Annotated in this window: 20 protein-coding genes; 9 read left to right on the forward strand and 11 right to left on the reverse strand. The window is 47.9% G+C overall.

Translation table 11 applies throughout. The features are described 5' to 3' along the window. Positions 1-29 precede the first annotated feature (29 nt). Positions 30-1,226: a XylR family transcriptional regulator gene (locus LSG37_RS05325; protein ID WP_233078894.1), complete on the reverse strand. Its 1,197-nt coding sequence runs from the start codon at positions 1,224-1,226 to the stop codon at positions 30-32. Positions 1,227-1,487: 261 nt separating this feature from the next. Here LSG37_RS05325 and xylB point away from each other — a divergent pair, with 261 nt between their 5' ends. Then, a complete protein-coding gene (gene xylB, locus LSG37_RS05330; RefSeq protein ID WP_233078895.1) occupies positions 1,488-2,942 on the forward strand; it encodes a xylulokinase in 1,455 nt (484 codons plus the stop codon). Between the two features lie 270 nt (positions 2,943-3,212). Then, a complete protein-coding gene (gene xylA / locus LSG37_RS05335) occupies positions 3,213-4,532 on the forward strand; it encodes a xylose isomerase (RefSeq protein WP_233078896.1) in 1,320 nt (439 codons plus the stop codon). Between the two features lie 212 nt (positions 4,533-4,744). Here xylA and LSG37_RS05340 read toward each other — a convergent pair whose 3' ends face one another. The 6 genes from LSG37_RS05340 to LSG37_RS05365 all read right to left on the reverse strand — a co-directional run bounded on the left by LSG37_RS05340 (position 4,745) and on the right by LSG37_RS05365 (position 10,005). After that, complete coding sequence (locus LSG37_RS05340; protein WP_233078897.1) at positions 4,745-5,434, reverse strand: hypothetical protein; 690 nt, start codon at positions 5,432-5,434, stop codon at positions 4,745-4,747. A gap of 109 nt (positions 5,435-5,543) precedes the next feature. Beyond that, on the reverse strand, positions 5,544-5,813 hold the full coding sequence (locus LSG37_RS05345; RefSeq protein WP_233078898.1) for a DUF2442 domain-containing protein: 270 nt from the start codon (positions 5,811-5,813) through the stop codon (positions 5,544-5,546). 3 nt (positions 5,814-5,816) lie between these two features. Continuing rightward, positions 5,817-6,074 (reverse strand): DUF4160 domain-containing protein, encoded by a 258-nt coding sequence (locus LSG37_RS05350; protein ID WP_127685921.1) that lies wholly within the window; start codon positions 6,072-6,074, stop codon positions 5,817-5,819. A 198-nt stretch (positions 6,075-6,272) separates the two neighbouring features. Further along, entirely contained in the window at positions 6,273-7,403 is a 1,131-nt protein-coding gene (locus LSG37_RS05355) for an endo-1,4-beta-xylanase (RefSeq protein WP_233078899.1), read from the reverse strand. A gap of 46 nt (positions 7,404-7,449) precedes the next feature. Further along, positions 7,450-8,382, reverse strand: coding sequence for an aldose epimerase family protein (locus LSG37_RS05360; protein ID WP_233078900.1), 933 nt, complete (start codon positions 8,380-8,382; stop codon positions 7,450-7,452). A 207-nt stretch (positions 8,383-8,589) separates the two neighbouring features. Next, positions 8,590-10,005 (reverse strand): sugar porter family MFS transporter, encoded by a 1,416-nt coding sequence (locus LSG37_RS05365; RefSeq protein ID WP_233078901.1) that lies wholly within the window; start codon positions 10,003-10,005, stop codon positions 8,590-8,592. A 268-nt stretch (positions 10,006-10,273) separates the two neighbouring features. Here LSG37_RS05365 and LSG37_RS05370 point away from each other — a divergent pair, with 268 nt between their 5' ends. From LSG37_RS05370 to LSG37_RS05400, 7 genes are all read left to right on the forward strand, one after another. Continuing rightward, positions 10,274-11,761, forward strand: coding sequence for an MFS transporter (locus LSG37_RS05370; RefSeq protein ID WP_233078902.1), 1,488 nt, complete (start codon positions 10,274-10,276; stop codon positions 11,759-11,761). Between the two features lie 5 nt (positions 11,762-11,766). Beyond that, positions 11,767-12,768 (forward strand): glycoside hydrolase family 43 protein, encoded by a 1,002-nt coding sequence (locus tag LSG37_RS05375; protein ID WP_233078903.1) that lies wholly within the window; start codon positions 11,767-11,769, stop codon positions 12,766-12,768. A gap of 24 nt (positions 12,769-12,792) precedes the next feature. Then, complete coding sequence (locus LSG37_RS05380) at positions 12,793-15,243, forward strand: glycoside hydrolase family 3 N-terminal domain-containing protein (protein ID WP_233078904.1); 2,451 nt, start codon at positions 12,793-12,795, stop codon at positions 15,241-15,243. A 26-nt stretch (positions 15,244-15,269) separates the two neighbouring features. Then, positions 15,270-17,858: a glycoside hydrolase family 3 protein gene (locus LSG37_RS05385; RefSeq protein ID WP_233078905.1), complete on the forward strand. Its 2,589-nt coding sequence runs from the start codon at positions 15,270-15,272 to the stop codon at positions 17,856-17,858. Positions 17,859-17,871: 13 nt separating this feature from the next. Then, positions 17,872-19,791: a sialate O-acetylesterase gene (locus LSG37_RS05390; RefSeq protein ID WP_233078906.1), complete on the forward strand. Its 1,920-nt coding sequence runs from the start codon at positions 17,872-17,874 to the stop codon at positions 19,789-19,791. A gap of 103 nt (positions 19,792-19,894) precedes the next feature. Next, positions 19,895-20,167, forward strand: a complete 273-nt coding sequence (locus LSG37_RS05395; RefSeq protein ID WP_233078907.1) for a type II toxin-antitoxin system Phd/YefM family antitoxin — start codon at positions 19,895-19,897, stop codon at positions 20,165-20,167. Continuing rightward, positions 20,145-20,507, forward strand: coding sequence for a hypothetical protein (locus LSG37_RS05400; RefSeq protein ID WP_233078908.1), 363 nt, complete (start codon positions 20,145-20,147; stop codon positions 20,505-20,507). The genes LSG37_RS05395 and LSG37_RS05400 overlap by 23 nt, the downstream gene beginning before the upstream one ends. 14 nt (positions 20,508-20,521) lie before the next feature. Here the strand turns inward: LSG37_RS05400 and LSG37_RS05405 are convergent, their stop codons facing one another. From LSG37_RS05405 to LSG37_RS05420, 4 genes are read right to left on the reverse strand one after another with little or no spacing between them, the layout of a single operon-like run. Then, complete coding sequence (locus LSG37_RS05405) at positions 20,522-21,199, reverse strand: DUF6445 family protein (RefSeq protein ID WP_233078909.1); 678 nt, start codon at positions 21,197-21,199, stop codon at positions 20,522-20,524. 8 nt (positions 21,200-21,207) lie between these two features. Continuing rightward, complete coding sequence (locus LSG37_RS05410; RefSeq protein WP_233078910.1) at positions 21,208-22,689, reverse strand: tryptophan halogenase family protein; 1,482 nt, start codon at positions 22,687-22,689, stop codon at positions 21,208-21,210. 39 nt (positions 22,690-22,728) lie between these two features. Further along, complete coding sequence (locus LSG37_RS05415) at positions 22,729-23,775, reverse strand: cupin-like domain-containing protein (protein ID WP_233078911.1); 1,047 nt, start codon at positions 23,773-23,775, stop codon at positions 22,729-22,731. Continuing rightward, positions 23,772-24,512 carry a SapC family protein gene (locus LSG37_RS05420; RefSeq protein ID WP_233078912.1) on the reverse strand — a complete coding sequence of 247 codons (741 nt, stop codon included), beginning with the start codon at positions 24,510-24,512 and terminating at the stop codon, positions 23,772-23,774. The genes LSG37_RS05415 and LSG37_RS05420 overlap by 4 nt, the downstream gene beginning before the upstream one ends. Between the last annotated feature and the right edge of the window lie 98 nt (positions 24,513-24,610).

Genomic DNA, 24,610 nt, shown 5'->3' on the forward strand with positions numbered 1-24,610 from the left:
TACCCGCCCCTACAATTTACAACACTGCTTTAGTTATTTACCGCCAGATGATTCATCAGTTCTCCGCGGGTTTCGCGGTATTCTTTTGGCGTTTGGCAGAAATGGCGTTTAAATACCGCATACATATATTGCAATGAAGGGTAGCCGCAGATATTGGCAATTTCTATCGGGTTTACCTGAGTATCCACCAGCATTTTGCAGGCTTTCACCAGCTTCTGATTATGCAGTTCGGTATGAATGGAATGACCGCGTTCCGCTCTGAAACGTTGCTCCAGATTGGATCTGGATATGCCGACAAAATCTGTGACTTGTTCTACTTTGGCACCACGTGTGGCGTTGCGGCGGATATAGTGCATGGCCTGAATCACATAAGGGTCGCGTAGTGCTTTAAAGTCGGTAGATTGACGTGATGCCACACCCACAGGCGGCACCAGAATACGTTTATGGCCTACTTCGATATTGTTCAGTTGAGTGTGCAGCAGCTTGGCGGCTTTGTAGCCCATTTCAAAGCAACCTTGAGTCACTGAGCTTAAACTGATGCGGTTCAGAAAGCGGGCTATGTCGTCGTCATCTATGCCAATGATAGAAACGTTGTCCGGCACCACTATGCCAAGATGCTCACAGGCTTGCAGCAGGTGGCGGGCGCGGGAGTCGGTGACGGCAATAATGCCAATAGGTTTGGGTAAGCTTTCCAGCCAGTCTGTTAAACGGTTCATGGCGTATTGCCAGGTTTCAGGTCTGGTGCAATGGCCTTGATAAATCTGACAGTCGTAGCCATCCTGAGCCGTTAATTTTTTCACCGCGTTTTCGCGCTCACTGGCCCAGCGGTGATGTTCATCTGTTGGCACACTGTAAAACGCAAAACGGTCTAACCCTTTGCGTTTCAGATGTTCATAAGCTGCATTCACCAGAGCATAGTTGTCGGTAGCGACATAAGGCACAGCAGGGTAGTCTGCTGCTTTGCTATAAGAGCCGCCCACTCCAACTATAGGTTTGGTTGAACCTGCCAGAGCACGTTGAATATTCATATCGTCGAAGTCGGCAATAATACCGTCGCCACCCCATTCATGAATATGTTCGAGACGACAGAGAAAATCTTCCTCCAGATACACGTCCCAGTCGACTTTAGATGATTGCAGATAATGACCTATGCCTTCGATCACTTGCCTGTCGAATACCTTATTGGCATTAAACAAAAGTGTAATGCTGTGTTTAGCTTTAAACATTTATCTTGTCCCCGTCCTGTCGTTATACCCTTCGTCCTTGAAGCCACAGCGTTGTTGACTGCGCTGCAATTCCAATTACTTTGGGTATTTATAGTTATCTTTTTTATTTTTTCTAATTAAGCGGGTTAAATATTAGCCAGTCAGGCTTTTTTGGCAAACTATAAAACAGAATTCAGCAGTTAATTATGAATTTTCGTAATTGCTGGCAAGCATTCCCTCGCCAAGTATTAGCTCACCAAAAGTCAGAACAGATTGCAGAATATGTACATAGGCATAGATTTAGGCACTTCGGGCATCAAGGTTATTTTGCTAGGCGAGAACGGCAAAGTCATAGACAGCGCCAGCGCTGAGTTGTTAGTCAGCAGGCCGCAGCCCTTATGGTCGGAGCAAAACCCAGAGCATTGGTGGCTTGGACTAGAGTCTTGTATGGACCAATTAAGTCAGCGTCAGTCTTTATCGTCGGTCAAAGCTATAGGCTTGGCTGGTCAGATGCATGGCGCTACGTTGCTGGACGAGCAGAACCAGATCATTCGCCCTGCCATTCTATGGAACGATGGCCGCTCTTTTGAGCAATGCCAGCAATTGGAAGTGAAAGTGGCGGATTTGCCACAGATCACAGGTAATCTGGCGATGCCAGGTTTTACTGCTCCTAAATTACTTTGGTTACGCCAACAAGAACCTGCGGCTTTTGCCCGGGTTGCCAAAGTATTGCTGCCAAAAGATTATTTACGTTTTTGTTTAAGTGGCGATTTTGCCTCTGATATGTCCGATTCAGCCGGCACTTTATGGCTGGATGTGGCTAAACGTGACTGGAACGACGAACTGTTGTGCGCTTGTGGTTTAAGCCGTGATCAGATGCCAAAACTCTATGAGGGCAATCAAATCACCGGCACCTTATTACCAGAACTGGCAAAACGCTGGGGTTTAGCCGCTGTGCCTTTGATTGCCGGTGGTGGTGACAATGCCGCAGGTGCTGTGGGCGCTGGCATAGTGCGCCCTGGCCAGGCCATGTTATCCCTTGGTACTTCGGGTGTGTATTTTGCCGTTAGTGATGGTTTTCTGGCGAACCCTGAATCTGCTGTACATAGTTTTTGCCACGCCTTACCGAATACTTGGCATTTGATGTCGGTCACCTTAAGTGCTGCCAGTTGTTTGCAATGGTATGCCGAGCATTTAGTGAAAACCCCTGTTGCTACTTTGCTGGCCGATTTGGAACAAGGGCCAGGCGCTATTGAAGATATGCCGCTGTTTTTACCTTATCTGTCTGGTGAGCGCACGCCGCATAACAACCCCAATGCCAAAGGTGTCTGGTTTGGTCTGGACTACAACACTGACCAAAAAGCTCTGACGTATTCAGTGCTTGAAGGTGTCAGTTTTGCCTTGTTTCAGGGCGCAGAAGCTTTGCATGCCAGCGGCCTGATGCCCACCGAAATTAACCTGATAGGTGGTGGTGCCAGAAGCTCGTATTGGCGTCAGTTGTTGGCTGATGTGATGAACCAACCGCTGACCTTCAGAGAAGGCGGTGAAGTAGGGCCAGCTTTAGGTGCGGCCCGTCTTGCCAGGTTAGCTATGGAACCTGATACAGCGCTGGACGTACTTTGCCCGCCGCCACCAGTGGTCAGCCAGCATCTGCCTGATGCCAAACGTCACGCCGCTTTGGCCAAACGCTACAGCAAGTTTAAGGCGTTGTATCAGTCATTGGCTGAGCATTTTTAATGGGTAGGGGCGGGGCTTGTCCCCGCCCGTCTCAAATTACAAGGCGATGTTATTGAGGCTTGTCCCCGCCAGCCTCAATAGATCGCCGATACCGTTAAAAAAATTGTAGGGGCGGGGTTTACCCCGCCCGTTCATGTATCTAACCGATATAGCAAAGACGACCTGAATAAAGCAAAAGCACAAGGTAGCTTTGAAAAAACATAATTGTGAACCGGGCTTGCAATGCTCACCATTAGCAGCATTGGAATTGATGTAACACAGGAGAGCAAAATGGCTCAGTATTTCGATCAGATTAACAAAATTGCCTATGAAGGTGCCGACAGCACCAACCCTTTAGCTTTTAAACATTACAACGCCAGCGAAGTAGTGCTGGGTAAAACCATGGCAGAGCATTTGCGTATGGCCGCTTGCTACTGGCACAACTTCTGCTGGAATGGTCAGGATGTATTTGGTCAGGGTACTTTTGGTCGTCCATGGTTAGAAGCCGGTGACGCTATGGCGCAAGCCAAAGCAAAAGCCGACGTAGCATTTGAATTCTTCAGCAAGCTGAGCATTCCTTATTACTGCTTCCATGACATAGACGTGGCGCCTGAAGGCAACAGCATTAAAGAATACATCAGCAATTTCGCCGCTATGGTAGATGTATTGGAACAAAAGCAAGCTGAAACTGGCGTGAAACTGTTGTGGGGCACTGCCAACTTATTCAGTAACCCACGTTACGCTGCAGGTGCTGCGACCAACCCGGATCCGGAAATCTTCAGCTACGGCGCTACGCAAGTGTTCCATGCAATGAACGCAACTCAGCGTTTAGGTGGTGAAAACTACGTATTGTGGGGCGGTCGTGAAGGCTACGAAACCCTGCTGAACACCGACCTGCGTCAGGAGCGTGAGCAACTGGGCCGCTTTATGCAAATGGTAGTTGAGCATAAGCATAAAATCGGTTTTAAAGGCACTTTACTGATCGAACCTAAGCCACAGGAACCAACCAAGCACCAGTACGATTACGACTCAGCAACTGTCTATGGTTTCCTGAAGCAATTTGGTCTGGAAAAAGAATTCGCCGTCAACATCGAAGCCAACCACGCTACCTTGGCTGGTCATTCGTTCCATCATGAAGTGGCTACAGCTATCTCTCTTGGCATTTTTGGTAGCATCGACGCCAACCGTGGTGATGCACAAAACGGCTGGGATACAGACCAATTCCCGAACAGCGTAGAAGAGCTGAGCCTGGTGATGTACGAAATTCTGAAAGCTGGTGGTTTCACCTCTGGTGGCTTCAACTTTGACGCCAAATTACGCCGTCAGAGTATGGACCGCGCCGATCTGTTCCATGGTCATATTGGTGGTATGGATCACCTGGCTATGGCACTGAAACGTGCTGCAGTTCTGGTTGAAAAAGACTTCTTAGGTCAAGCCGTAGCTCAGCGTTATGCCGGCTGGAATGGCTCTTTAGGTAAAGCCATTCAAAGCAGCGAGCATTCACTGCAAACTTTGGCTGCTATGGTTGAACGTGAACAGTTAAGCCCGAAAGCCGTCAGCGGCCGTCAGGAATTACTGGAAAACCAGGTAAATTTAGTGTTGTTCAGATAGGCCTCCCGAACCCTGTCGTAGCCCGGCTTGCCGGGTATTTTATCCGGGCGCAGGAAAGCTACTGCGCCCTATTTTCTTCCTGCTTTATCACTATTTGACTATTACAGCTCGCGCCTTGAAAGGATTTGGTGCCAATAGTTGGTTTTGATTTTTCTATCATCGACAAACGAAGATTGAGAAGCGGCAATGGGGGCACTGAACCTGCAATGCTTTTATATTTGATCAAGCTCAATTTTCATTTGTTTACGAATGTTGTCTCTTATTGTGACAATTTCTCGCCCTTGCTCCTGAGCATCTTTCTGCAACGGTAGAAGTATGCTTTGATCAGCCCAGAACTCTGGGCTCGCCATCATTTTTAACATCTCTTGAGCAGTATTGGTTGCTTCACCAACCTTGGCATTCAGCCTATCTAAAAGCTTGTCAAGCACAGAGGAAGTGATCAGTCTTATGCTATTTGTTTCAGTGCTCAGCTTTAAATGCTCTTGATTAAGCTCATTAAAGAGAGTCATTATATTTTGGTTGAATTCGGCTATAGCTTCGTTTTGTGAGGGCTCATGAGCTACTAGGTAATTCTGCATAAATCTAGAGTAAATTGGACCAAAACGCTCCATGAATATCTCATTACTTTTAGCATGAAACTCATCCAGCAAGTTGAAGAACTTGGCAAACTGATCCTTTTTCTCTTGGTACTTGTGTTTTCTCAACTCGATATTCAGTATGTTGTTCTTTTTAAGCTCTTCGATTTCCTTCGTGTACTTAACTTGAACTTGCTGCTTTTGCTCTTCTAGATTTTCAATATCTTCCTTTAGCGCGCGATTTTTTCCCTTTTCTTTTCCGTATGAGACAAAGTAGCCTGCCGCCATTCCCCCAAGAAAGGACAACAATCCAATTATATATTCCATAGAATCCTCTATTCCTAGTGGGCACTAACGCCTCACATAAGCGGGAACGAAAAAAAATCTGGTGTCAGGTCTTGCCCTTTGCCCTGACAATAGATTCTCCAGATAACGATCAAAGCAGCTGCGCTGAAGGCCTCGACTGATTTTGTTTGTTTTGCAGCCCTTTAAGAAACTCTGGGGCTAGATCTGCACCGTTCGGCCACACCACAGTCTCAAGCTCTGGATCCACTGATACTTTACGAAAAACGGTGACGTCCCTCAGCGCTTCAAATACTGGCCCATGCAGTTCGCCACCCAGATCGACCTCGCCAGAAGTGCCATCATCAAAGGCTACCCAAATTTTGTAATCAGCCACGTATTTTGCAGATTTTATATGCAACATCCTTTACTCCAGTGGTGCTATGTAATTTAGGGGCTCACCTGCTTTGGCTCTGCGCCAATTTTCTTCCAGCTCGCTTTTGTGCATTCCTATCCACTCCTGCACAAAGGTCGCTGCTCTTTTGGGCAACTCCCCTTCCAGAATGGTTCCATCAAATGCAAATAGCGCTTCATAGCCAGAATATTTTGCATGAAAATGCGGTGGATTGTGATCATTAAAATACATGGCAATCAAAATGCCGTAAAAGCGGCTGATGACAGGCATTATCTGCATCCTATTGAAAAGCATAAACTCATCATATTGCATCAAAGTGACATGTCAAATTAGCGAGAAATTTCTATGGTGTGTAATTAGGCTTTGCTTGGTTACATCCTCTTATCGTTGCAGCGAACGCCAGATCGTGTAAAGGTATAGAAGATAAGCCGGCTGGGACAAGCCCAGCCTTTTGAAAATTATGCTTAGTTATTTACCAGCCTTTTCCGCCAGTTTGATCAACTGCGGCACCACTTCTTTTGGCTGGTTTTTCCGGTCAAATAGTAAGGGGTAGTCTGTTCTGCCTTTCATGGGCCAGTCGTTGCGCCAGGTTTGGCTGTCGTTGACACCCCATAAGGTGACCCGTTGGACGACGTTGCTGTGGCGTAAAAACAGTTCAAATAATTGCAGGTATTTGTTTGATAGCTGGTCGCTGACGGCTTTTGGTAAGCCAGCGGCGTAAGGGTTAAATTCTTGCTTTAACTTCATATTCAATGAGATGTCAGCGCCGATGTTTTCTGGATCAGGAAATGGCAGCACTGAGATATCCAGTTCGGTAATCATCACAGGTAACCCTGTTTTGCCAAAAGCCACTATCGAGTCTTCCACTTGCTGCAGCTCTGGGTAATCCAGGCTGTAATGGCCTTGCTCACCAATGCCGTGTATAGGCACATTTTTCGCTTTTAAAGCGGCAACCAGTTTTAATACGCCGTCACGTTTTTCAGGTTTAAATAAATTGAAGTCGTTGTAATAAAGTTCAGCTTTAGGGTCGGCCTTGTGGGCAATTTCAAACACTGTGGCTATATAGTCTTCGCCTAAGGCTTTATACCAGTTGGATTGGCGCAAAGTGCCGTCTTCGTTTAAAGCTTCGTTCACCGCATCCCAGCCCTGAATACGGCCTTTGTAGCGGCCCATTACGGCGTTGATATGGTTTTTCAGTCGGGATAACACCAGCTCTTTTGAAGCGGGTTGGCCTTTGGCGTCCTGAAATACCCAGGCTGGCGTTTGTTCATGCCATAACAATACATGGCCTATCACTTTGATATTATTGGCTTCGGCGAATTCAATCATGGCGTCGGCGGCGGCAAAGTTGAACTGGCCTTCAACAGGTTCAATGGCTTCCCATTTCATGATGTTTTCGGCCGTTAAAACATTGAACTGCTGTTTCACCAGATCCAGAGTACCAGGCTCCTGACCCCGTATTTGGCGTTCACTTAATGCAGTTCCTACACTGAAATAAGGGCTGTAGGCTTGCTTTAGAGAGGTGCTTTGGTTTTCTGCCAGCACACTGCCCGCAAGAAGGGTGCTGAACAACATAAAACAAAGTGAGGTAGATCGCATTTGATGACTCCGATAAGTAAATTAAAAATCAATACAACTGCAGCTGTTAACCTGCTTTTTCTAACTGATAGCGGATCCGTGCCTTAAAAGGTTGGCCGGGGCTGGTAAAGTGAAATGGAAAACCTTTTTGGTTCGGTGAATCCGGGAAAAACTGGGGTTCGAGGCAAATGCCTTGTCGTGATTTGAATGGCCCGCTTAAGTGATCCCCTGTATACACCTGCAAGCCCGGATAGTCAGAACTTACTTTCAAGCGCAACAAACCGTCTGGACTGATTAATTCAGCCGCGGGCTGATGCAAATTACCGTTGACCACAAAATTATGATCCAATCGAATGCTATTCAGTGTTTTGGCGCAGCTGAAATCCATAGCACTGCCCTGCACTTTGGGTAGCTGGCCGGTAGGAATGCTTTGCGCGTCCACTACAGCGTAATGAGCTGCATGCAGGCAAAGTTGATGTTGGTTTATGCTTGCCTTGTCTGCGGACAAATTAAAGTATGGATGCAGAGTGGGACCGACCAGAGTAGTGACATCACTGCTGGCTTCCAACAAAACATCTAAAATGCTTTGGTCTGATAATTGATAAGTGATGCGAAAAGACACAGGGCCCGGGTAGCCCCCTTGACCATCCGCCATTTCGCAGCCAAGAACCAGTTTGGAAGTTTGTTGCTCTACTACATGCCAGTTCATTTGATGCAAACCTGAGGAGCCACCGTGCAACTGATTTTGACCTTCGTTTTGCTCCAACTGGTAAAGCCGCTGACCTATCATCAAGCGGCCTTTACTGATTCTATTGGCATAGGGCCCAACCAAAGCGCCCAGATAAAAACAGTCCTGGCCATAATCCTCGGGTTGTGGATAACACAGCAATAGTTCGCGGTTGCTATTGCCCAACGCAGTAGACCAGTGTTGCATAGCTGCGCCACGTTCCAGAATACTTAGCTGGTCGCCAGCTTTATTGGTCAGATGAAAGACATTCATAAACTCGCTCTCTTTTCTAATACCACAGTAGGGGCGGGGTTTATCCCCGTCTGTTTTACGTTCAAATCGAATGCCGGAAATTCAACCCAAAGTAATTGGAGTTGCAACTAGGCGACAAGCGAGCGAGACCCCAGGAGCATAGTTGTCCTATGTGACTGGGGCGAGTAGCGTAGTCAACAACGTTGCGGCTTCAAGTACGCGGGGTTTTTAACCCTGCATATCTTCCAATTCAGTACCCTTGGTCTCATGCACCATCCTGATCACAAAGATGATTGAGAGCGCGGCGCCTAGTGTGTAAAGACCATAAGTTCCGGCCAAACCAATGCCTGCCAGCAGTAAAGGGAAGGTCATGGTGATCAGGAAGTTACAGCTCCACTGTGCTAAGCCACTGACAGCAAGGCCTAAACCACGAATTTGATTCGGGAACATTTCGCCCAGCATCACCCACATCACAGGGCCCCAGGACATATTAAAGAAGAACACATAAGCGTTAGCACTGATCAGAGCTACTGTGCCCCAGTCGCCAAGCAGCAGATTGCCGTTTTCGTCCTGGCCCGCATTGGCAAAACAAATCACCATCAGGCCAAGCGTCAAAGCCATGCCCACTGAACCCCATTTCAGCAAAGGTTTACGGCCTACTTTGTCGATAATCAGCAGCGTAATAACACAAGCAGCAATACTTAAACCGCCGCTAATGACGTTGATCAGTAAGGCGTCAGATTCAGAAAATCCGACGGCTTGCCACAATACGGCACCGTAATAAAACACTACGTTGATGCCCACCAGTTGCTGAAAGCTGGCAAGGCCAATACCTACCCAAACAATTTTGCGTACTTTACCTGTTTGGTTACTTACTAAATCAGCCAATCGGGGTTGGTGGTCAGCTGTTAAGGATTGCTGAATTTCAGCGAGTTTACGGGTGGCGGCATCGCTGCCATACAAGCGGGTCAGTACTGCCGCCGCTGCTTCGTTGCTACCTTTTAGCACCAGAAAACGTGGGCTTTCAGGAATAAAAAACAGCATGACTAAAAAGAGCACTGCAGGGACAAGTTCTATCCAGAACATCCAGCGCCAGGCGGCGAAGTCCAGCCATAAGGCAGAAGTAGAAGCGCCTGCTACTTCGGCCAGCAGGTAATTGCTGACAAAAGCCATAAAAAGACCAAAGATAATAGCGATTTGCTGCAAAGTAGTGAGCATGCCTCTGTAGCGGGCTGGTGCTACCTCACAAATATAAGCCGGGGTAATGACCGACGCTGCGCCTACGGCCAATCCACCTAAAATACGGTAAATCACAAACTCGAACGATCCTTCGGCAATACCAGAACCCCAGGCACTGACAATAAAAAACACAGCTGCAAGCAACAATATAGTTTTACGGCCGCTGATATCGGCCAGGCGACCAGCAAAAAATGCACCTACAGCACAGCCCAGCAGCATACTGGCCACATTAAAGCCTGTGCCCACACTCTCTGAGTTAAAGGCCTGCTGCAGACCATCGACTGTGCCGTTGATCACGCCGCTGTCAAAACCAAATAAAAAGCCGCCTATAGTGGCGACTAAGCTGATAAACAAAATAAAGACCTTGTTGTCTTCTGAAACGGATGGCTCGTTGCTGTGCTGCAAAATAATAACTCCTGTCGGTGAGCGCATAGACTTAGCGCATAGCCTGAGCATAAGTTCTGTTTGACTGAAATACAGCCAGCTTGTTAAAAATCATAATTCTTTCAGTACATTCCGTTAGTCCGCTTTGGCAACTGTCGATGTATGTTAAGGTCAGAAAAAACAGCAACACTGGCTTGCCCGCAGCTCTTGCAGCAGCAGTGGCAACAGAACAACTATAAAAAGAACAGCCTGCTTTAAGCGGGCATGAAACTGCAACAGGCGAATTGATATGCAAACAGAAGTACAAAAATTATCGGTGACCGAAAAAATCGGTTATAGCCTCGGGGATTTGGCGGCCAACCTTATTTTTCAAACCCTGATGACCTTCCTGGCTTTTTTCTACACAGATGTTTACCAAATACCAGCCGGGGCAGCCGCTACTATCATTTTTATTGGTGGTTTAATTGGTGCTTGTTTTAACCCCATTATGGGCATTATCGCCGACCGCACTCAAACCCGCTGGGGCAAGTTCAGACCCTGGATCCTCTGGACCTCCATCCCTTTTGGCGTGATAGCGCTGTTAGCTTTCAGTACGCCGGATTTCAGTCCAGAAGGAAAAATTGCTTACGCTTTTATTACTTATGTAGTGCTGGTGCTGGTGTATTCAGCCAATAACCTGCCGTATTCAGCCTTAAGTGGTGTCTTGACCGGCAATATGGCCGACCGGAACAGTTTGTCGGCTTACCGTTTTGTTGCTGTGATGGTGGCGCAATTTATTATTCAGGCCCTGCTGTTACCGCTGGTGCTGATTCTGGGCGATGGCGATAAAGCAGTAGGTTTTGAAAACACCATGACGCTGTTTGCCTGTGTGGGTATTGTGTTTTTCTTGATTACTTTTATCACCACCAAAGAGCGGGTTTTAACCTGTAGCGCGCAAAGCTCAACTATTGGTCAGGACATTGGCGACCTGCTGAAGAACCGGCCCTGGGTCATTATGCTGGTGTTGACCGTGCTGGTGTTTATTACCCTGGCACTGAAAGGCGGCATGTATATTTTTTACTTCGAGAATTATCTAAGCGAACAGCATGTCGCTGTATTTCTGGAAGATATTGGTTTTAACGCTTTTATTGCCGGTTTAAACGCTATGCTGACCGGTATGGGGCTGACTGAATTCCTCTGGCCTAAAGATGCGGCGACTTCAGGTTTTAGTTTATTTAATGCCGGTGGCATTATCTGCATGATTTTAGGCATAGGTTTTTCTAAACCTTTGGCTGATCGTTTTGGCAAAAGAGATGTGTTTGCTGTAGCTCTTTTTATCTCTACTTTATTTGTGATGGCGTTTTATCTGTTCCCGTCTGATGCCATAGGTCTGGTGTTTTCCTCACAACTTTTACATGGCTTTTTCTACGGCATCACCATTCCACTGCTGTGGGCCATGATTGCTGATGTGGCGGATTATTCCGAATGGAAAAACCATCGTCGCGCTACCGCTATTATTTTCTCTGCGATGATTTTTGGCCTGAAACTGGGTCTGAGCATAGGTGGTGCTTTGGTGGCTGGTATTCTGGCTCACTTTGGTTACGACGCTCAGTTGGCCGCTCAGGCACCTGACACTATTAACGGCATTAAATTATCGGTCAGCCTGTTTGCCTCAATACCTTTCCTGTTGGGTGTGGCCTGCGTTTGCCTTTATGAAATTAACAAACACAAAGAAAACCAGATTGAGCAGGAGCTGAATGAACGTCGCGCTGCTGCTGGTTTAGCACAAGCGGAGTAAGTGGTATGTCTGAAGATTTAAAGGCCCTGAAAGCCAAAGCTATTTCGCAGCCCTTAGTGGAACACATTTATACGGCCGACCCTTCGGCTCATGTGTTTGACGGCCGCATCTACATTTATCCGTCGCACGATATTGAGGCTGGTATTCCCTTTAACGACAACGGCGATCACTTTGGTATGCAGGATTACCATGTGTTGTCGCTGGATAGCCCTGAAAGCGCCGCTGTGGATCATGGCGTGGCTTTGCATATCAAAGACGTGCCATGGGCTGAACGTCAGATGTGGGCACCGGATGCAGCCAGAAAAGATGGCACCTATTACTTTTATTTTCCGGCCAAAAAGCCAGACGGTATTTTCCAGATTGGTGTGGCTGTGGCCGACTCACCCATTGGACCTTTTAAAGCTCAGCCAAAAGCTATTGAAGGCAGTTACTCAATAGACCCAGCGGTATTTGAAGACGATGACGGCAGTTTTTATATGTATTTTGGCGGTATTTGGGGTGGGCAGTTACAAAACTACCGTAACAATGAGTACAAGGCTGACAATGCAGAACCTGCTGCCGCTGAACCGGCATTAGGGCCAAAAGTAGCAAAATTACGCGACGATATGCTGGAGTTTGCCGAAGCGCCACGTGAAGTACTGATTTTGGATGAACAAGGCAAGGTGCTTCTGGCAGGTGATACAGACAGACGCTTTTTTGAGGCGTCCTGGCTGCATAAATACCAGGGCAAATACTACTTTTCTTACTCCACAGGTGACACCCACTTTTTATGTTATGCCACAGGCGATAACCCCTACGGACCTTTTACCTATCAGGGCCGGATTTTAGAGCCTGTAGTGGGCTGGACCACTCACCATTCCATCTGTGAATTTGAAGGCAAATGGTATCTGTTTTATCACGACTCTATTTTGTCCGAAGGTGTCACTCATTTACGTTCAGTCAAAATGGCGGAAATTCAGTATGACGCTGACGGCAAAATTCAGACCTTAAAGCCCTACAGGGATTAATCAGGTATTTCAAAGGAGGCTCTAGTGGGCAAACAATTTCTCTCCGCGGTGCTGGGTTTAGGAGTCGCTTTTGCGGCTTCGGCTCAGCAGCCTTATCAAAATGCCAGTTTGCCAACAGAGCAGCGGGTGGATGATTTATTGTCCCGCATGACGCTGGAAGAAAAAGTCGCGCAGCTGCAAACCGTCTGGCAAAAACGTCGCACTCTGGAAGATAAAGATCTGCGGTTTTTGCCGGACAAAGCCAAAGAATTAATACCACTGGGTATTGGTCATATAGGCCGCCCCAGTGAATTTAAAACCCCACAACAAACCGCTGAATTTAATAATGCTCTGCAGCGCTGGTTAAAGGAAAACACCCGTTTGGGCATTCCAGCCATGATGCATGAAGAAGCTTTGCATGGCTATGCCGCTTTTGATGCCACCAGTTTTCCACAAGCTATTGCGCTTGCCAGCAGCTGGTCGCCACAAGATATGCATGATGTATATGCCTTGTCTGCCCGTGAAATGCGCGCTACGGGTTCGCACTGGGCTTTAACTCCTATTCTGGATATAGCCCGCGACCCGCGTTGGGGCCGGATAGAAGAAACCATGGGTGAAGATCCGTACCTGATGTCAGCCATGGGTGTGGCAGCAGTGGAAGGTTTTCAGGGCAAAACAGGTAAAACAGGCCCCTTTGCCGCAGATAAAGTAGTGTCGACCTTAAAGCATCTGACAGGTCATGGTCAGCCAGCTGCAGGGGTCAATATTGCCCCTGCTTTTATCGGTGAGCGTGAACTGCATGAAGTGTTTTTACCGCCTTTTGAAGCAGCGGTAAAACTGGCGCATGCCAGCAGTATTATGGCGTCCTACAATGAAATTGACGGTATTCCTTCTCATGTGAATAAGCCGTTGCTGGAAGATGTGGTACGCAAGCAATGGGGCTTTAATGGCGTGATTGTCAGCGACTACTTTGCCATTGAAGAGCTCAATACCAGGCATAGTTTGTATGAAAGCGAAGCCGCAGCAGCCAAAGCAGCTTTGTTAGCCGGGGTCGATATGGAAACTCCGGATCCAAAAACTTTTCCGCATTTAACTGGCCTGGTCCAATCCGGCCAGCTGGATGAAGCTGCAATAGACAAAGCAGTACGGCGGGTATTGGCGCTGAAATTCCGTTTAGGTTTGTTTGAACAACCTTATGTGGATGCCAGCAAAGCCAATGGCATAGTGGGCGCAGATTCAGATCGTGCTTTTGCCCGTCAGGTGGCAGAAAAATCTATGGTGCTGTTGAAAAATGACGGTACTTTGCCGCTAAAAGCCGACAAAATCAAACAACTGGCCGTTATTGGCCCTCATGCCGATGAAGTATTGTTAGGGGGTTACAGCAGTATTCCGCGCCAGACCGTCAGTATTGTCGATGGCTTAAAGCAAAAGTTGCAGGGCAAAGCCAAAGTGGAATTCGCCCCAGGCACAGAACTGACAAAAGCTTTAACTCAAACCCCAGCTAAACAAGCCGCTTTTGTCACCAGCGATATTGCCGATCGTAGTAAAGCCGCAGGCACCTATTCAATGCAGCGCTGGAATTATGACGATATTCGTTTAACGGATGAGGCCGATCGCAAAGGTTTGCTGGAGCAAGCTGTGGCTTTGGCAAAAAAATCTGATGCTGTGGTGTTGGTGCTGGGTGAAAACGAAGGTTTGTCACGCGAAGCCTGGGCTGATAGCCATTTAGGCGATCGCACCAGTTTAGATTTGGTTGGTAATCAACTGGAGTTAGCCAAAGCTATTCTGGCGACAGGTAAACCGCTGGTGCTGGTGTTGACTAATGGCCGGCCTTTGGCTTTGGGTGAGTTAGCGGAGTCTATGCCTGCTATTGTCGAAGCCTGGTATCTGGGGCAGGAAACCGGCTCAGCCTTGGCTAATGTTTTGTTTGGCGATGTAAGCCCTTCCGGTAAATTGCCTCTGACCTTTCCTCGTAGTGCCGGCCATGTTCCGAGTTACTACAACCACAAAGTGTCTGCCAAGCGGGGTTACCTGTTTGACGACATCAGCCCTTTATACCCCTTTGGTCATGGCCTGAGTTACAGCAGTTTTGACTACAGCGCGCTGAAGATTGACGATAGCAAGGCCCAAGCCAATGGTGAAGTCACTGTTCGTATGACCCTTCGCAACAGCGGTCAATTTGATGCCACTGAAGTGGTGCAGCTGTATATCCAGGACCCTGTTGCCAGCGTCACACGGCCAATAAAGCAGCTCAAAGGTTTTCAGCGGGTGCCGTTAAAACCAGGTCAACAGGCTCATATTGAATTTGTATTGCCTGTGAACCTGTTCGCGTTTTTTGATCAACAAATGAACTGGGTGGTCGAACCCGGCGAAATTAAATTGATGATTGGCAGCTCTTCAGCAGATATCCGGCTGAATGGCAGTTTTAACATCAAAGGTGACATAACAGAGGTCAGCGCTACTAAGGCTTATTTAAGTCAGGCGCGGATTTATTAATGAATTGGCTGGCAGGAGTGATGGTAATGGCAAAGGTAAATAAGCGGAAAGAACTCAGCACAGGTTTATTGGTATTGGCCGGTGGCCTGGCTTTAACTGGCTGTGGTCAGCCCGCAGTTCAGGCGCCTGAAGCTGTTCCTGAACAAGCGGCCAGCCAAAGCTCAACAGAAAAACCAGTGATTACGCCAGCTAACTGGCCTTTGCAGCAGCCTCCTATAGCCCGCAGTCAAGCCATAGAAGACAAAATCAAAACTCTGTTGAGCCAAATGAGCCTTGAACAAAAAGTAGGGCAGATTATTCAGGCGGACATTGCTTCGGTTACGCCGCAGCAAGTGCGGGATTATTATCTGGGGTCTGTACTCAATGGCGGTAACTCAGCTCCTGGCCGGGACAATAGAGCAGGTGCAGCAGCCTGGCTGGAACTGGCGGATGCATTTTGGTTAGCCAGTACAGATACCAGCGATGGCCGGCCTTATATACCAGCTATGTGGGGTACAGATGCAGTGCATGGCCATAGTAATGTCAAAGGCGCTACTATTTTTCCGCACAATATTGGTTTAGGCGCTATGCGTGAGCCAGAACTGCTACGTGAGATAGGCCGGGTGACTGCTGTTGAAATGCAGGTGACTGGTTTGGACTGGACCTTTGCTCCTACTATTGCCGTAGTACGGGACGACCGTTGGGGCCGCACTTATGAATCTTATGGCGAAGATCCGCAACTGGTGGCGTCTTATGCGCCTCATATTTTGCAAGGTATTCAGGGTGTTCCTGGCAGTGCCGACTTTTTAAAAGGCCAGCATATGCTGGCGACTGTTAAACATTTTCTCGGTGATGGCGGCACCATAGATGGCAAAGATCAGGGTGACAATCAGCACACAGAAGCAGAGTTGCGTGATTTACATGGTGCGCCTTATTACACAGCTATAGCAGCCGGCGCCCGTGTGGTGATGGCGTCTTACAACAGCTGGTTTGGCGAAAAAATGCATGGTTACCGGCCTATGCTGAACGATGTATTGGTTGATCGAATGGGCTTTGACGGTTTTGTGGTCGGTGACTGGAATGGTCATGGTCAGGTGAAGGGCTGCACGCCAACAGACTGCGCTAATTCACTGAACGGCGGTCTGGATATGTTTATGGCACCGGACAGCTGGGAGAAGTTGTATCAGAACACTTTAGCTCAGGTGAAAGATGGCCGTATTTCGACAGAGCGATTGGATGAAGCTGTTAGTCGTGTGCTGCGGATCAAAGCCGAAATGGGTTTGTTTGAGCAGGTGAAACCTTCAGAGCGGCCTTTGGCTGGCCGTTATGAATTATTGGGCAGCACAGAGCATAAAGCTTTAGCACGTCAGGCGGCCCGTAAATCCCTGGTGTTACTGAAAAACAACCAACAATTGCTGCCACTCAAAGCCAACAGCAAGGTGTTGGTGGCTGGTGATGGCGCCGATCATATAGGCAAACAAAGCGGCGGCTGGACCTTAAGCTGGCAGGGTTCAGGTAATAAAAACACGGACTTCCCAAATGGTGAATCTATTTATGCCGGTATTAAACAGGCAGTGGAAGCTCGTGGCGGCAAAGCTGAACTGAGCGAAAATGGTCGTTTTACTGATAAACCTGATGTGGCCGTTGTGGTCTTTGGTGAAGAACCTTATGCCGAATTTGTTGGCGATCGCAGTCATTTGGCCTTTGACGATGGCCGTGCTTTGCAAATTCTGACTGAATTAAAAGCTCTGGGTATTCCCACTGTATCGGTGTTTTTGTCCGGCCGGCCTTTGTGGGTCAATCCTGAGTTGAATCAGTCTGATGCTTTTGTCGCTGCCTTTTTACCAGGCAGTGAAGGTGGTGCTGTGGCGGATCTGTTGGTCCGTTCGCCTGAAGGTGAAATACGGCATGATTTTCAAGGCAAATTATCCTTCTCCTGGCCAGCAAAAGCGACGGGCGAGTTGCTGAATTTGGGCGACAAAAATTATCAGCCGCAGTTTGCTTATGGTTATGGCCTGACGTACAGCGACAAAACCGAACTGGCGAAGCTCAGTGAAGAATCTGGTATCAGTGCCGATCAGGTGCTGAACTTCAGTCGTTATCTGCATGCGGGCAAAGCGGTTAATCCTTGGCAGTTGCAATTGTTAGATAAAGGCCAAGTGACAGTGGTGACAGAGCCGCTGCAAAAATCAGCTAACGGCGCTATCGAGGTTGCGGCCACAGACAGATTACAACAGGAAGACTCAGTGCTCTTGAGCTTCCATCAAGACGCGGCTGTGGTGTTAAACCATACGCAGGGCGTGGCTCTGGATTTAAGCCGTCAGGCCAATGGCGATATGACGCTGGAACTGGAATATCAGGTGGTTGCTATGACGCCAGGTAAAGTGACACTGGGCATGGATTGCGGCGAAAATTGCCAATCCACTCTGGATTTCACTGGTCATTTTGCCGGTATGCTGGGTAAAGGCTGGAACAGTGTGAAGATACCACTGCGCTGTTTTACTGAAGCCAATAGCGCTTTTGATCTGACTAAAATCAGTCAGCCGCTGGTGATTGAAGCCACAGCAGGTTTAAAACTGCAGCTGGCTAAGGTGCGTCTGGCAGAAAATGAAGGCCAGGGACAATGCGGTAACTAAAAGGGATGTTTTTATGTTAAGAATTTTACTCACTACTGCTTTACTGCTAAGCCCTTTGGTCCATGCCGATATTCGTCTGCCGAAGTTGATTGGCGAGGGCATGGTATTGCAGCGGGATACGGCTATTCCGCTCTGGGGTTGGGCTGATGCGGATGAAACTGTTGAAGTGCGTTTTAATGGCCAGTTAGTAGGGCAGGTAAAAACAAAAGAGGGTCGCTGGCTACTGCAATTACCAGCCCAACAGGCTGGTGGGCCACATCAATTAAGCTTTAAAGGCCGTAACCAAATTGAGCTGAACGATGTTTATTTTGGTGATGTTTGGGTGGCGTCTGGCCAGTCCAATATGGAACTGGAAATGGCGCGGGTGGCTGAAGCTTATCCGCAAGATTTAACCAGTGCCAACTACCCGCTGATCCGTCAGTTTAAAGTGCCGCAAGAGTACAACTTTAAAGCGCCTCAGCAGGATCTTAGTGGTGGCAAATGGGTGGCTGCCAGCCCAAAAAGCATCGACAACTTCTCTGCTTTAGCCTTTTATTTTGGTCGTGAATTGTTTCAGCATAACGGCGTGCCTATAGGCATCTTAAACAATGCCTTAGGTGGCTCACCTGTCGAAGCCTGGATGAGTGAAGAAGCTTTGCAGCCTTTTCCTGAAGCTTTGGCTGAAGGTATTAAATTTCGCGACGACAAACATATTCAGGCCGTCACGGATGCAGATAAAGCAAAAAACGAGCAATGGCATGCTGATCTAAAACGCCGTGACCCGGGTTTGACCAGTAAGACGCCTTGGTTCAGTGAGACTTTGGACGACAGCAACTGGCAAAGCTTCACAGTGCCGGGCTTCAGACCCGAGCCTTTTACCGGAACCTGGTGGTTACGAAAGACAGTAGAACTAACAGCAGCACAAGCCAAAGAAGCCAACATTTTACGGCTGGGTTCGATAGTGGATGCCGATGAGGTGTATATCAATGGCAAGCCAGTGGGTCATACCACTTATATGTATCCGCCACGCCGTTATGAATTGCCAGCCGGAGCACTGAAAGCCGGCACTAACCTGATTGCAGTGCGGGTGACAGCGACCAATGGAAAAACCGGTCTGCTACCTGATAAACCTTATTGGATAGGCACAGATGCTAATCCGCTACCTCTGACTGGTCAGTGGAAAATGCAAACAGCAGCTGAGGCAAAAAATTTACCAGGCGATACTTTTATTCGCTGGAAACCTTTGGGTTTATACAATGGTTTGCTTGCTCCTTTAACCTCTTTGCCGATTAAAGGTGTGATTTGGTACCAGGGTGAATCTAATGTGGGTGCTTATAAAGACTATCAACCACGTTTCACTGCCATGATCCGCGATTGGCGCGCCAAGTGGGCAGAAGGGACAGGCCAGCAAAACCAGTTTCCATTTTTATTTGTGCAGTTGGCTAATTACCTGAAAAAAACTCAGAAGCCCAAAGACAGCAGTTGGGCTGGCTTACGTGAAGCGCAGCGTCAAAGCTTGTCTGAAGCCAATACGGCTATGGTGGTGGCTATTGATAAGGGCGAATGGAATGATATTCATCCGGTTGATAAAAAGACCTTAGGCCAGCGGCTGGCGTTGGCAGCCCGTGTTGTGGCTTTGGGCGAAAAAGTGGAATACCGGGGGCCTGAACTGGCCTCTGTCACTGCTGAAGGCCAGCAACTGAAGCTAAGTTTTAATCATAGTGCTCAGGGATTGGAGTTAAAAAACAGCGGGAACAGTTTCGCTATAGCTGGCGCTGATGGTAAATATCGTTGGGCACAAGTTCAGCTCAAAGATCAGCACCTGCTATTGTCACACCCTGATATCAAAGCTCCAGTAAAAGTACGTTATGCTTGGGCCGACAATCCAGAGGCTGTGCTTTATAACAGCGAAGCTTTACCAGCAGGACCTTTTGAGGCCGAGCTAAAGCCTTAGTTTGGTGAAAACCACAATGCATGTCCATATTTGGCCTGTATATGGACTTTAGCTTGAGTTAGAACTATGCTGAGGCTGTTGTGTTTAATTACTGGAGAGCGTTATGTCTGCTTCGCCACGCGTCACTACGGTCTCGGCTTTTAAGAAAGAGTTAGCTTCGATGGATGTGTCTGAACCCGTGCTTGTTACACAAAACGGCGAGCCCCTTTACGTGGTTCAGGATCCTGTTCAATTTGAAATGCAGCAAGAGCAGATGGCCTTGTTGCGATTACTGTCTTTTGCTGAAAAAGATGTGAAAGCGGGCCGGACCCTATCTTCTGCCGACCTTAGAGCCGGGTTACAAGGGCTGATCGATGACCGCAATAATGAAGTTTGAGTACACTCAGACTTTCCGGGATCAGCTCTATGACCATTTTCACTATGTAGCCAGGCATATAGGCCAGGCTGCTGCTCTGGCGCTTTTGGATAGTTTTATTAGTGGTTTTGAGAACAGAATAAAAAACTATCCGGCCAGCGCTCCTTTGTGCGAGGAAGCGGCTGACCTTGGTTTAACTACATACCACGACTACCTTGATCCTAAGCTTCAGTTGAGAGCGATTTATCGGGTTTCGGCTGCAGAAAGTGTTGTTTACCCTCTTCTGTTTCTCAGTACCAAGCAAAGTATCAGGCAGGCGTTGATCCGGTACTGTCTTCGTCAGGATACCCGTCGTCCTTGAAGCTGCAGCTTCATTTAAGCCGGGTCAATAAAACTACTGATGGTCAGTCGGCCTAATAATGGGTCGGCTGATAAACTGGTTTCTTTGGTAATCACGCCGCTGTGCAGCGCATGACGGCGATACACAATAAGCCGGTTAAATACGCCGGGCTGCTGTGTTATCTGTTCAAACAATGGCGTATCGCCCTGAATATAACCATCTGTCGTTTTAGGCAAATCAGGGCCGTTATTTTCGCTTTCCAGCGAAAGGTAATACTCCCGCGTGCGGCTTTCATCTATGCATTCAAAGCCTGTTTTTCGATGCCGGTAAAAAGCCGTTCCCCCCTGATTACCCTGAAATAAATAATGCACAGCTGCCAACGCATGTTTTTCTGTAGTATCAAAATGTGGAATACGTTGCAGCAGTTTTAATTGCTCTGGTGGCGTCGTGACCAAAGATAAATGACAGACCGAAAAGCCAAGCTTTGTCGCTGGCAGTTCAAAGCATTCAATCAAAGTCTGTTGCAGGCTGTGCAGCATAAATTGCCGATAGGCCGCAGGTGCGGCAGCGCGAATGCCTGGGTAATAAGGCGAATTAGCCAGAAACTGCCGGCTCGCGGCATAATCCACCAGGCTTTCAGGCTCTGGAATAAAGTTGTCCACCACCAGAAGTGGGGATTGTTCATTGCCTATAGTCAGCCTGGTGATTTGCATAAGTTTTGTTAACTAAGATTAGACGGACAATACTGGCGCAAAAAATCACGGTGTGACGGCAATCTGTCGACCGCAGCACTAATAGTCTCGCGAATGCTTTGCAGATGGCGGCCTAATTCTCCTTGGCTCAAACCCGCCACCAACTGATGATAATTGTCGGGCTGCAAGCGTTGCCCTAACATCACATGGCTCCAGGATTCCAGCCGGAACATTTCATCGCCAGTCTGAAAGGCGTGAGCGCTTTCTTTGAATAACTCAATACGGTGCGCCAAAGTGTCCGGAATTGTCATGGTGCGGCAGTAATCCCAAAACGGGCTGTCGCTTCGTTCTGTCTGGTGGTAATGCAAAATAATAAAGTCGCGGATTTTTTCCACTTCGGTAATAGACTGTTGGTTGTATTCTTCGGTTAAAGCCGGAGTAACACCATTAAAAGGAAACAGCCGTAATAAACGGATAATGCCGCTCATAAAGAGGAAAATACTGGTCGACTCCAAGGGTTCAATAAAACCACTGGATAAACCAATAGCTACACAGTTTTTATTCCAGAGCTTTTTACGGCGTCCTGTCTGATAACTCAAGAAACGAGGTTCCATCAAGGGCGCTGTTTCCAGGTTATTTAGCAAGCGTTGTTTGGCCTTTTCGTCGGATAAAAAGTCGCTGGCATAGACCAGGCCATTGCCTACTCTGTGTTGCAAAGGGATGCGCCATTGCCAGCCGCTGTCATGCGCCATAGCTCTGGTATAAGGCGGCACTGTGGCTGCAGATTCGGTTTGTACCACCACAGCTTTATTGCAAGGTAACCAATGGTCCCAGCGCTCATATCCTGTGTTTAGTGTTTGTTCGATCAGTAGCGCCCTGAAACCTGTGCAGTCGATAAATAAATCACCAGCTATTTCCTGGCCTGATTCCAGCACTAAGGAGCGGATATCGCCATTGACATGCTGCTGCACCTGAGCAATTTTACCTTCTATACGCACTGCCCCTAAATCTTCGCTGAACTTGCGAAGAAAACGGGCGTAACGGCCAGCATCCAGATGGTAGGCATAGTTGATTTGCGACTTTTCGGTTTTACCAAACTTGTGTAATTTAGCCGCCTGTAATTCGTAGCAATAGTCGCCAAAGGGCGCATCTACACCTTGTTTTAAGCCGTGTAAATAATAGTGCTGAAAGTCAGTTAAAAAACTGCCTTTGCCTGTGACACCAAAAGGGTGGAAATACTGATCGCCTGTCTGGCCCCAGTTTTCAAAAGAGATAGCCAGTTTAAACGTAGCGTCCGTGGCTTTCATAAACTCCTGCTCGTCTATGCCAAGCAGATTGTGAAAGAGTTGCACCGGCGGTACTGTGGATTCACCGACGCCGACAGTGCCAATTTCCTCGGATTCGATCAGCACCACATCTATCAGGCCTTTCAGACGTTTGGACAAGGCTGCAGCAGCAACCCAGCCTGCGGTACCGCCACCTGCAATCACTACTTTTTTCACTTGTTGCATTGTCTATCCCCTTTGATTTTTATAGTTTTTAGCGGTTGATCAGCGATTGAGCCTGTTTAACAGCATGGCGCGCAGTTGCCTGGCCTGCATTTCGTCCAGCTCGCCCAGTACACCACGGGCCTGTTTCGGCAAGTGTTGCCCGGCCTTGTGCGGGTCGTCAAAAATGTAATGGTTCAGCACGGCCTGCCAGGCTTTGCGTTCATGTTCTGGTTTATCACGCAGGCATAACAGAGCGTGATACAACAAATTCATACCTGAACCTGTGTAGCGTGGTGCTGTGCTCCACCAGTAGTTAATCAGAATGTTAAAGCTGCTTAAGCCTTCTACCTGATGCCACCACATACTGGGTAAATACAGCGCATCGCCAGGCTCAAGTTCGGCAATTTGGCCTGCGGCTATGGCTTTTGGAAAATCAGGAAAACGTTCTAAATCCGGATTGTCGAAATCCACCATGCTAATGACCTGACCGCCTGGGGTCGGTTCTAAAGGCCCCGGATATAAATGACTGATTTGATCCGGCGGAAATAAGGTAAAGCGTCGTTTACCCAATACACAACAGGCCAGATTTTCTGACGAGTCATAGTGACAGGCTGACAGAGATTTATTTCCCAGCCAGATACTGACCCTGTCGGGTTCTGTCTGATAATTGACTGCAGGTTTGGGCAACTGAATATCGTTATGTTGCCCTAAGGTCGGGAAATGGGTTTGCAGTAAATTAGAGGCTATATAAACAGAAGGGGGCTGTTCCAACTGTTGCCACTGCAAAATTTGTTTCAGCACCTGATCGACCTGGCCCATTCGGGTGTCAAAATTGAGTTTGCTGCAGCTTTCATCATAAAAATAGCGGCCGTTCAACGCAGGCTCGCCATAAAAAACCTGGGTGGCTTTGCCGTTGTAGTGGCTACAGAGATAATCCACCACAGCAGCAGAACCTTGTTGACCCAGTTGCACCAAAGGCCAGTGACTGACCAGACCTTTGAGGATCACAGGTTCAGCGCCTGACAATACTTCAGGCGGGATCACGCCGCTTTGGCAGTAGACAGTTTTGGTCTGACGGGTAATTTGCTGCATAGCGTTATCCGTCATTGCTGGCTCTGCAGGCTATTTTTGCGCTCGATTAAATGGCGAATATTGCCCATTGAAAACACCATGGCGTAAATCAGCGCTAAAAAACCGGACTGCTGCAGCTTGGCAAGGGCATCCGCAGGTAAAGTTGCCAGCCGTTGTTCATTAATACAGTAGTTCCCCAGCAGACGGATTTTGTCGCCGTTCTGCAGAGCAAATTCAATAGTCACGCTCTCCACCAGCTCCAGTTGTTCCAGAGCAGAATAAAAAATGGCAGCTAAAGCTGTACCTTGGTGGATAGTTTGCAGCCGGGCGGAAATATGTTCCAGATAAGGGCTGTTGCCACCTTGGGATAAAAATAATTGCTGGCCTTGTGCTGTGCTGACTTTTGGGTGACTCATATCAATATGCACCACAGCATTGGGTTCTTCGTCCTGCATCCCCATGGATCGCTGGAAGCCAATCAAAAATGGACCTTTCTCAATACTGGCCGGAATATAACGGGCATCCCAACCTATAGGGTGCTGCTCGTTCAGGTAGAGGTTTTCTTCTCTGGAAAAACCTAACAACGCTATGGCCTGGTAGGCCCCTTGTGGGTCATCTTTGCGAAGCAGTATGGGATATTCTTTTTGCAGTTCAATAAATTCAGTGGGAAACACCAGAGCGCTGGGTAAATTGTCGCCAAACTCAGGCCCAAAGTAGTGGATAACGCGGCTATTTTGATGATCGATATTATTCAGTAACACATGCCTGGTCATATTATTAATCCTGTGACTTCTTAGGTATCAGCATGTACAGCAGAGCAGGGAAAAGCTGCATAAGCAACTTTTCCCTGTAAAACAACATAAGTTTATGA

This window comes from Rheinheimera soli (assembly GCF_021290985.1).
In the GTDB taxonomy this organism is placed as follows: domain Bacteria; phylum Pseudomonadota; class Gammaproteobacteria; order Enterobacterales; family Alteromonadaceae; genus Pararheinheimera; species Pararheinheimera soli.

Excerpts from the sequence above, each read along its gene's own strand:
- xylA (WP_233078896.1), top strand. The coding sequence starts at position 3,213 with ATGGCTCAGTATTTCGATCAGATTAACAAAATTGCCTATGAAGGTGCC.
- LSG37_RS05360 (WP_233078900.1), bottom strand. The coding sequence starts at position 8,382 with ATGAATGTCTTTCATCTGACCAATAAAGCTGGCGACCAGCTAAGTATT.
- LSG37_RS05410 (WP_233078910.1), bottom strand. The coding sequence starts at position 22,689 with ATGCAACAAGTGAAAAAAGTAGTGATTGCAGGTGGCGGTACCGCAGGC.
- LSG37_RS05375 (WP_233078903.1), top strand. The coding sequence starts at position 11,767 with ATGTCTGAAGATTTAAAGGCCCTGAAAGCCAAAGCTATTTCGCAGCCC.
- LSG37_RS05385 (WP_233078905.1), top strand. The coding sequence starts at position 15,270 with ATGGCAAAGGTAAATAAGCGGAAAGAACTCAGCACAGGTTTATTGGTA.
- LSG37_RS05405 (WP_233078909.1), bottom strand. The coding sequence starts at position 21,199 with ATGCAAATCACCAGGCTGACTATAGGCAATGAACAATCCCCACTTCTG.
- LSG37_RS05390 (WP_233078906.1), top strand. The coding sequence starts at position 17,872 with ATGTTAAGAATTTTACTCACTACTGCTTTACTGCTAAGCCCTTTGGTC.
- LSG37_RS05345 (WP_233078898.1), bottom strand. The coding sequence starts at position 5,813 with ATGTTGCATATAAAATCTGCAAAATACGTGGCTGATTACAAAATTTGG.
- xylB (WP_233078895.1), top strand. The coding sequence starts at position 1,488 with ATGTACATAGGCATAGATTTAGGCACTTCGGGCATCAAGGTTATTTTG.
- LSG37_RS05325 (WP_233078894.1), bottom strand. The coding sequence starts at position 1,226 with ATGTTTAAAGCTAAACACAGCATTACACTTTTGTTTAATGCCAATAAG.
- LSG37_RS05400 (WP_233078908.1), top strand. The coding sequence starts at position 20,145 with ATGACCGCAATAATGAAGTTTGAGTACACTCAGACTTTCCGGGATCAG.
- LSG37_RS05340 (WP_233078897.1), bottom strand. The coding sequence starts at position 5,434 with ATGGAATATATAATTGGATTGTTGTCCTTTCTTGGGGGAATGGCGGCA.
- LSG37_RS05415 (WP_233078911.1), bottom strand. The coding sequence starts at position 23,775 with ATGACGGATAACGCTATGCAGCAAATTACCCGTCAGACCAAAACTGTC.
- LSG37_RS05420 (WP_233078912.1), bottom strand. The coding sequence starts at position 24,512 with ATGACCAGGCATGTGTTACTGAATAATATCGATCATCAAAATAGCCGC.
- LSG37_RS05370 (WP_233078902.1), top strand. The coding sequence starts at position 10,274 with ATGCAAACAGAAGTACAAAAATTATCGGTGACCGAAAAAATCGGTTAT.
- LSG37_RS05395 (WP_233078907.1), top strand. The coding sequence starts at position 19,895 with ATGTCTGCTTCGCCACGCGTCACTACGGTCTCGGCTTTTAAGAAAGAG.
- LSG37_RS05355 (WP_233078899.1), bottom strand. The coding sequence starts at position 7,403 with ATGCGATCTACCTCACTTTGTTTTATGTTGTTCAGCACCCTTCTTGCG.
- LSG37_RS05350 (WP_127685921.1), bottom strand. The coding sequence starts at position 6,074 with ATGCCTGTCATCAGCCGCTTTTACGGCATTTTGATTGCCATGTATTTT.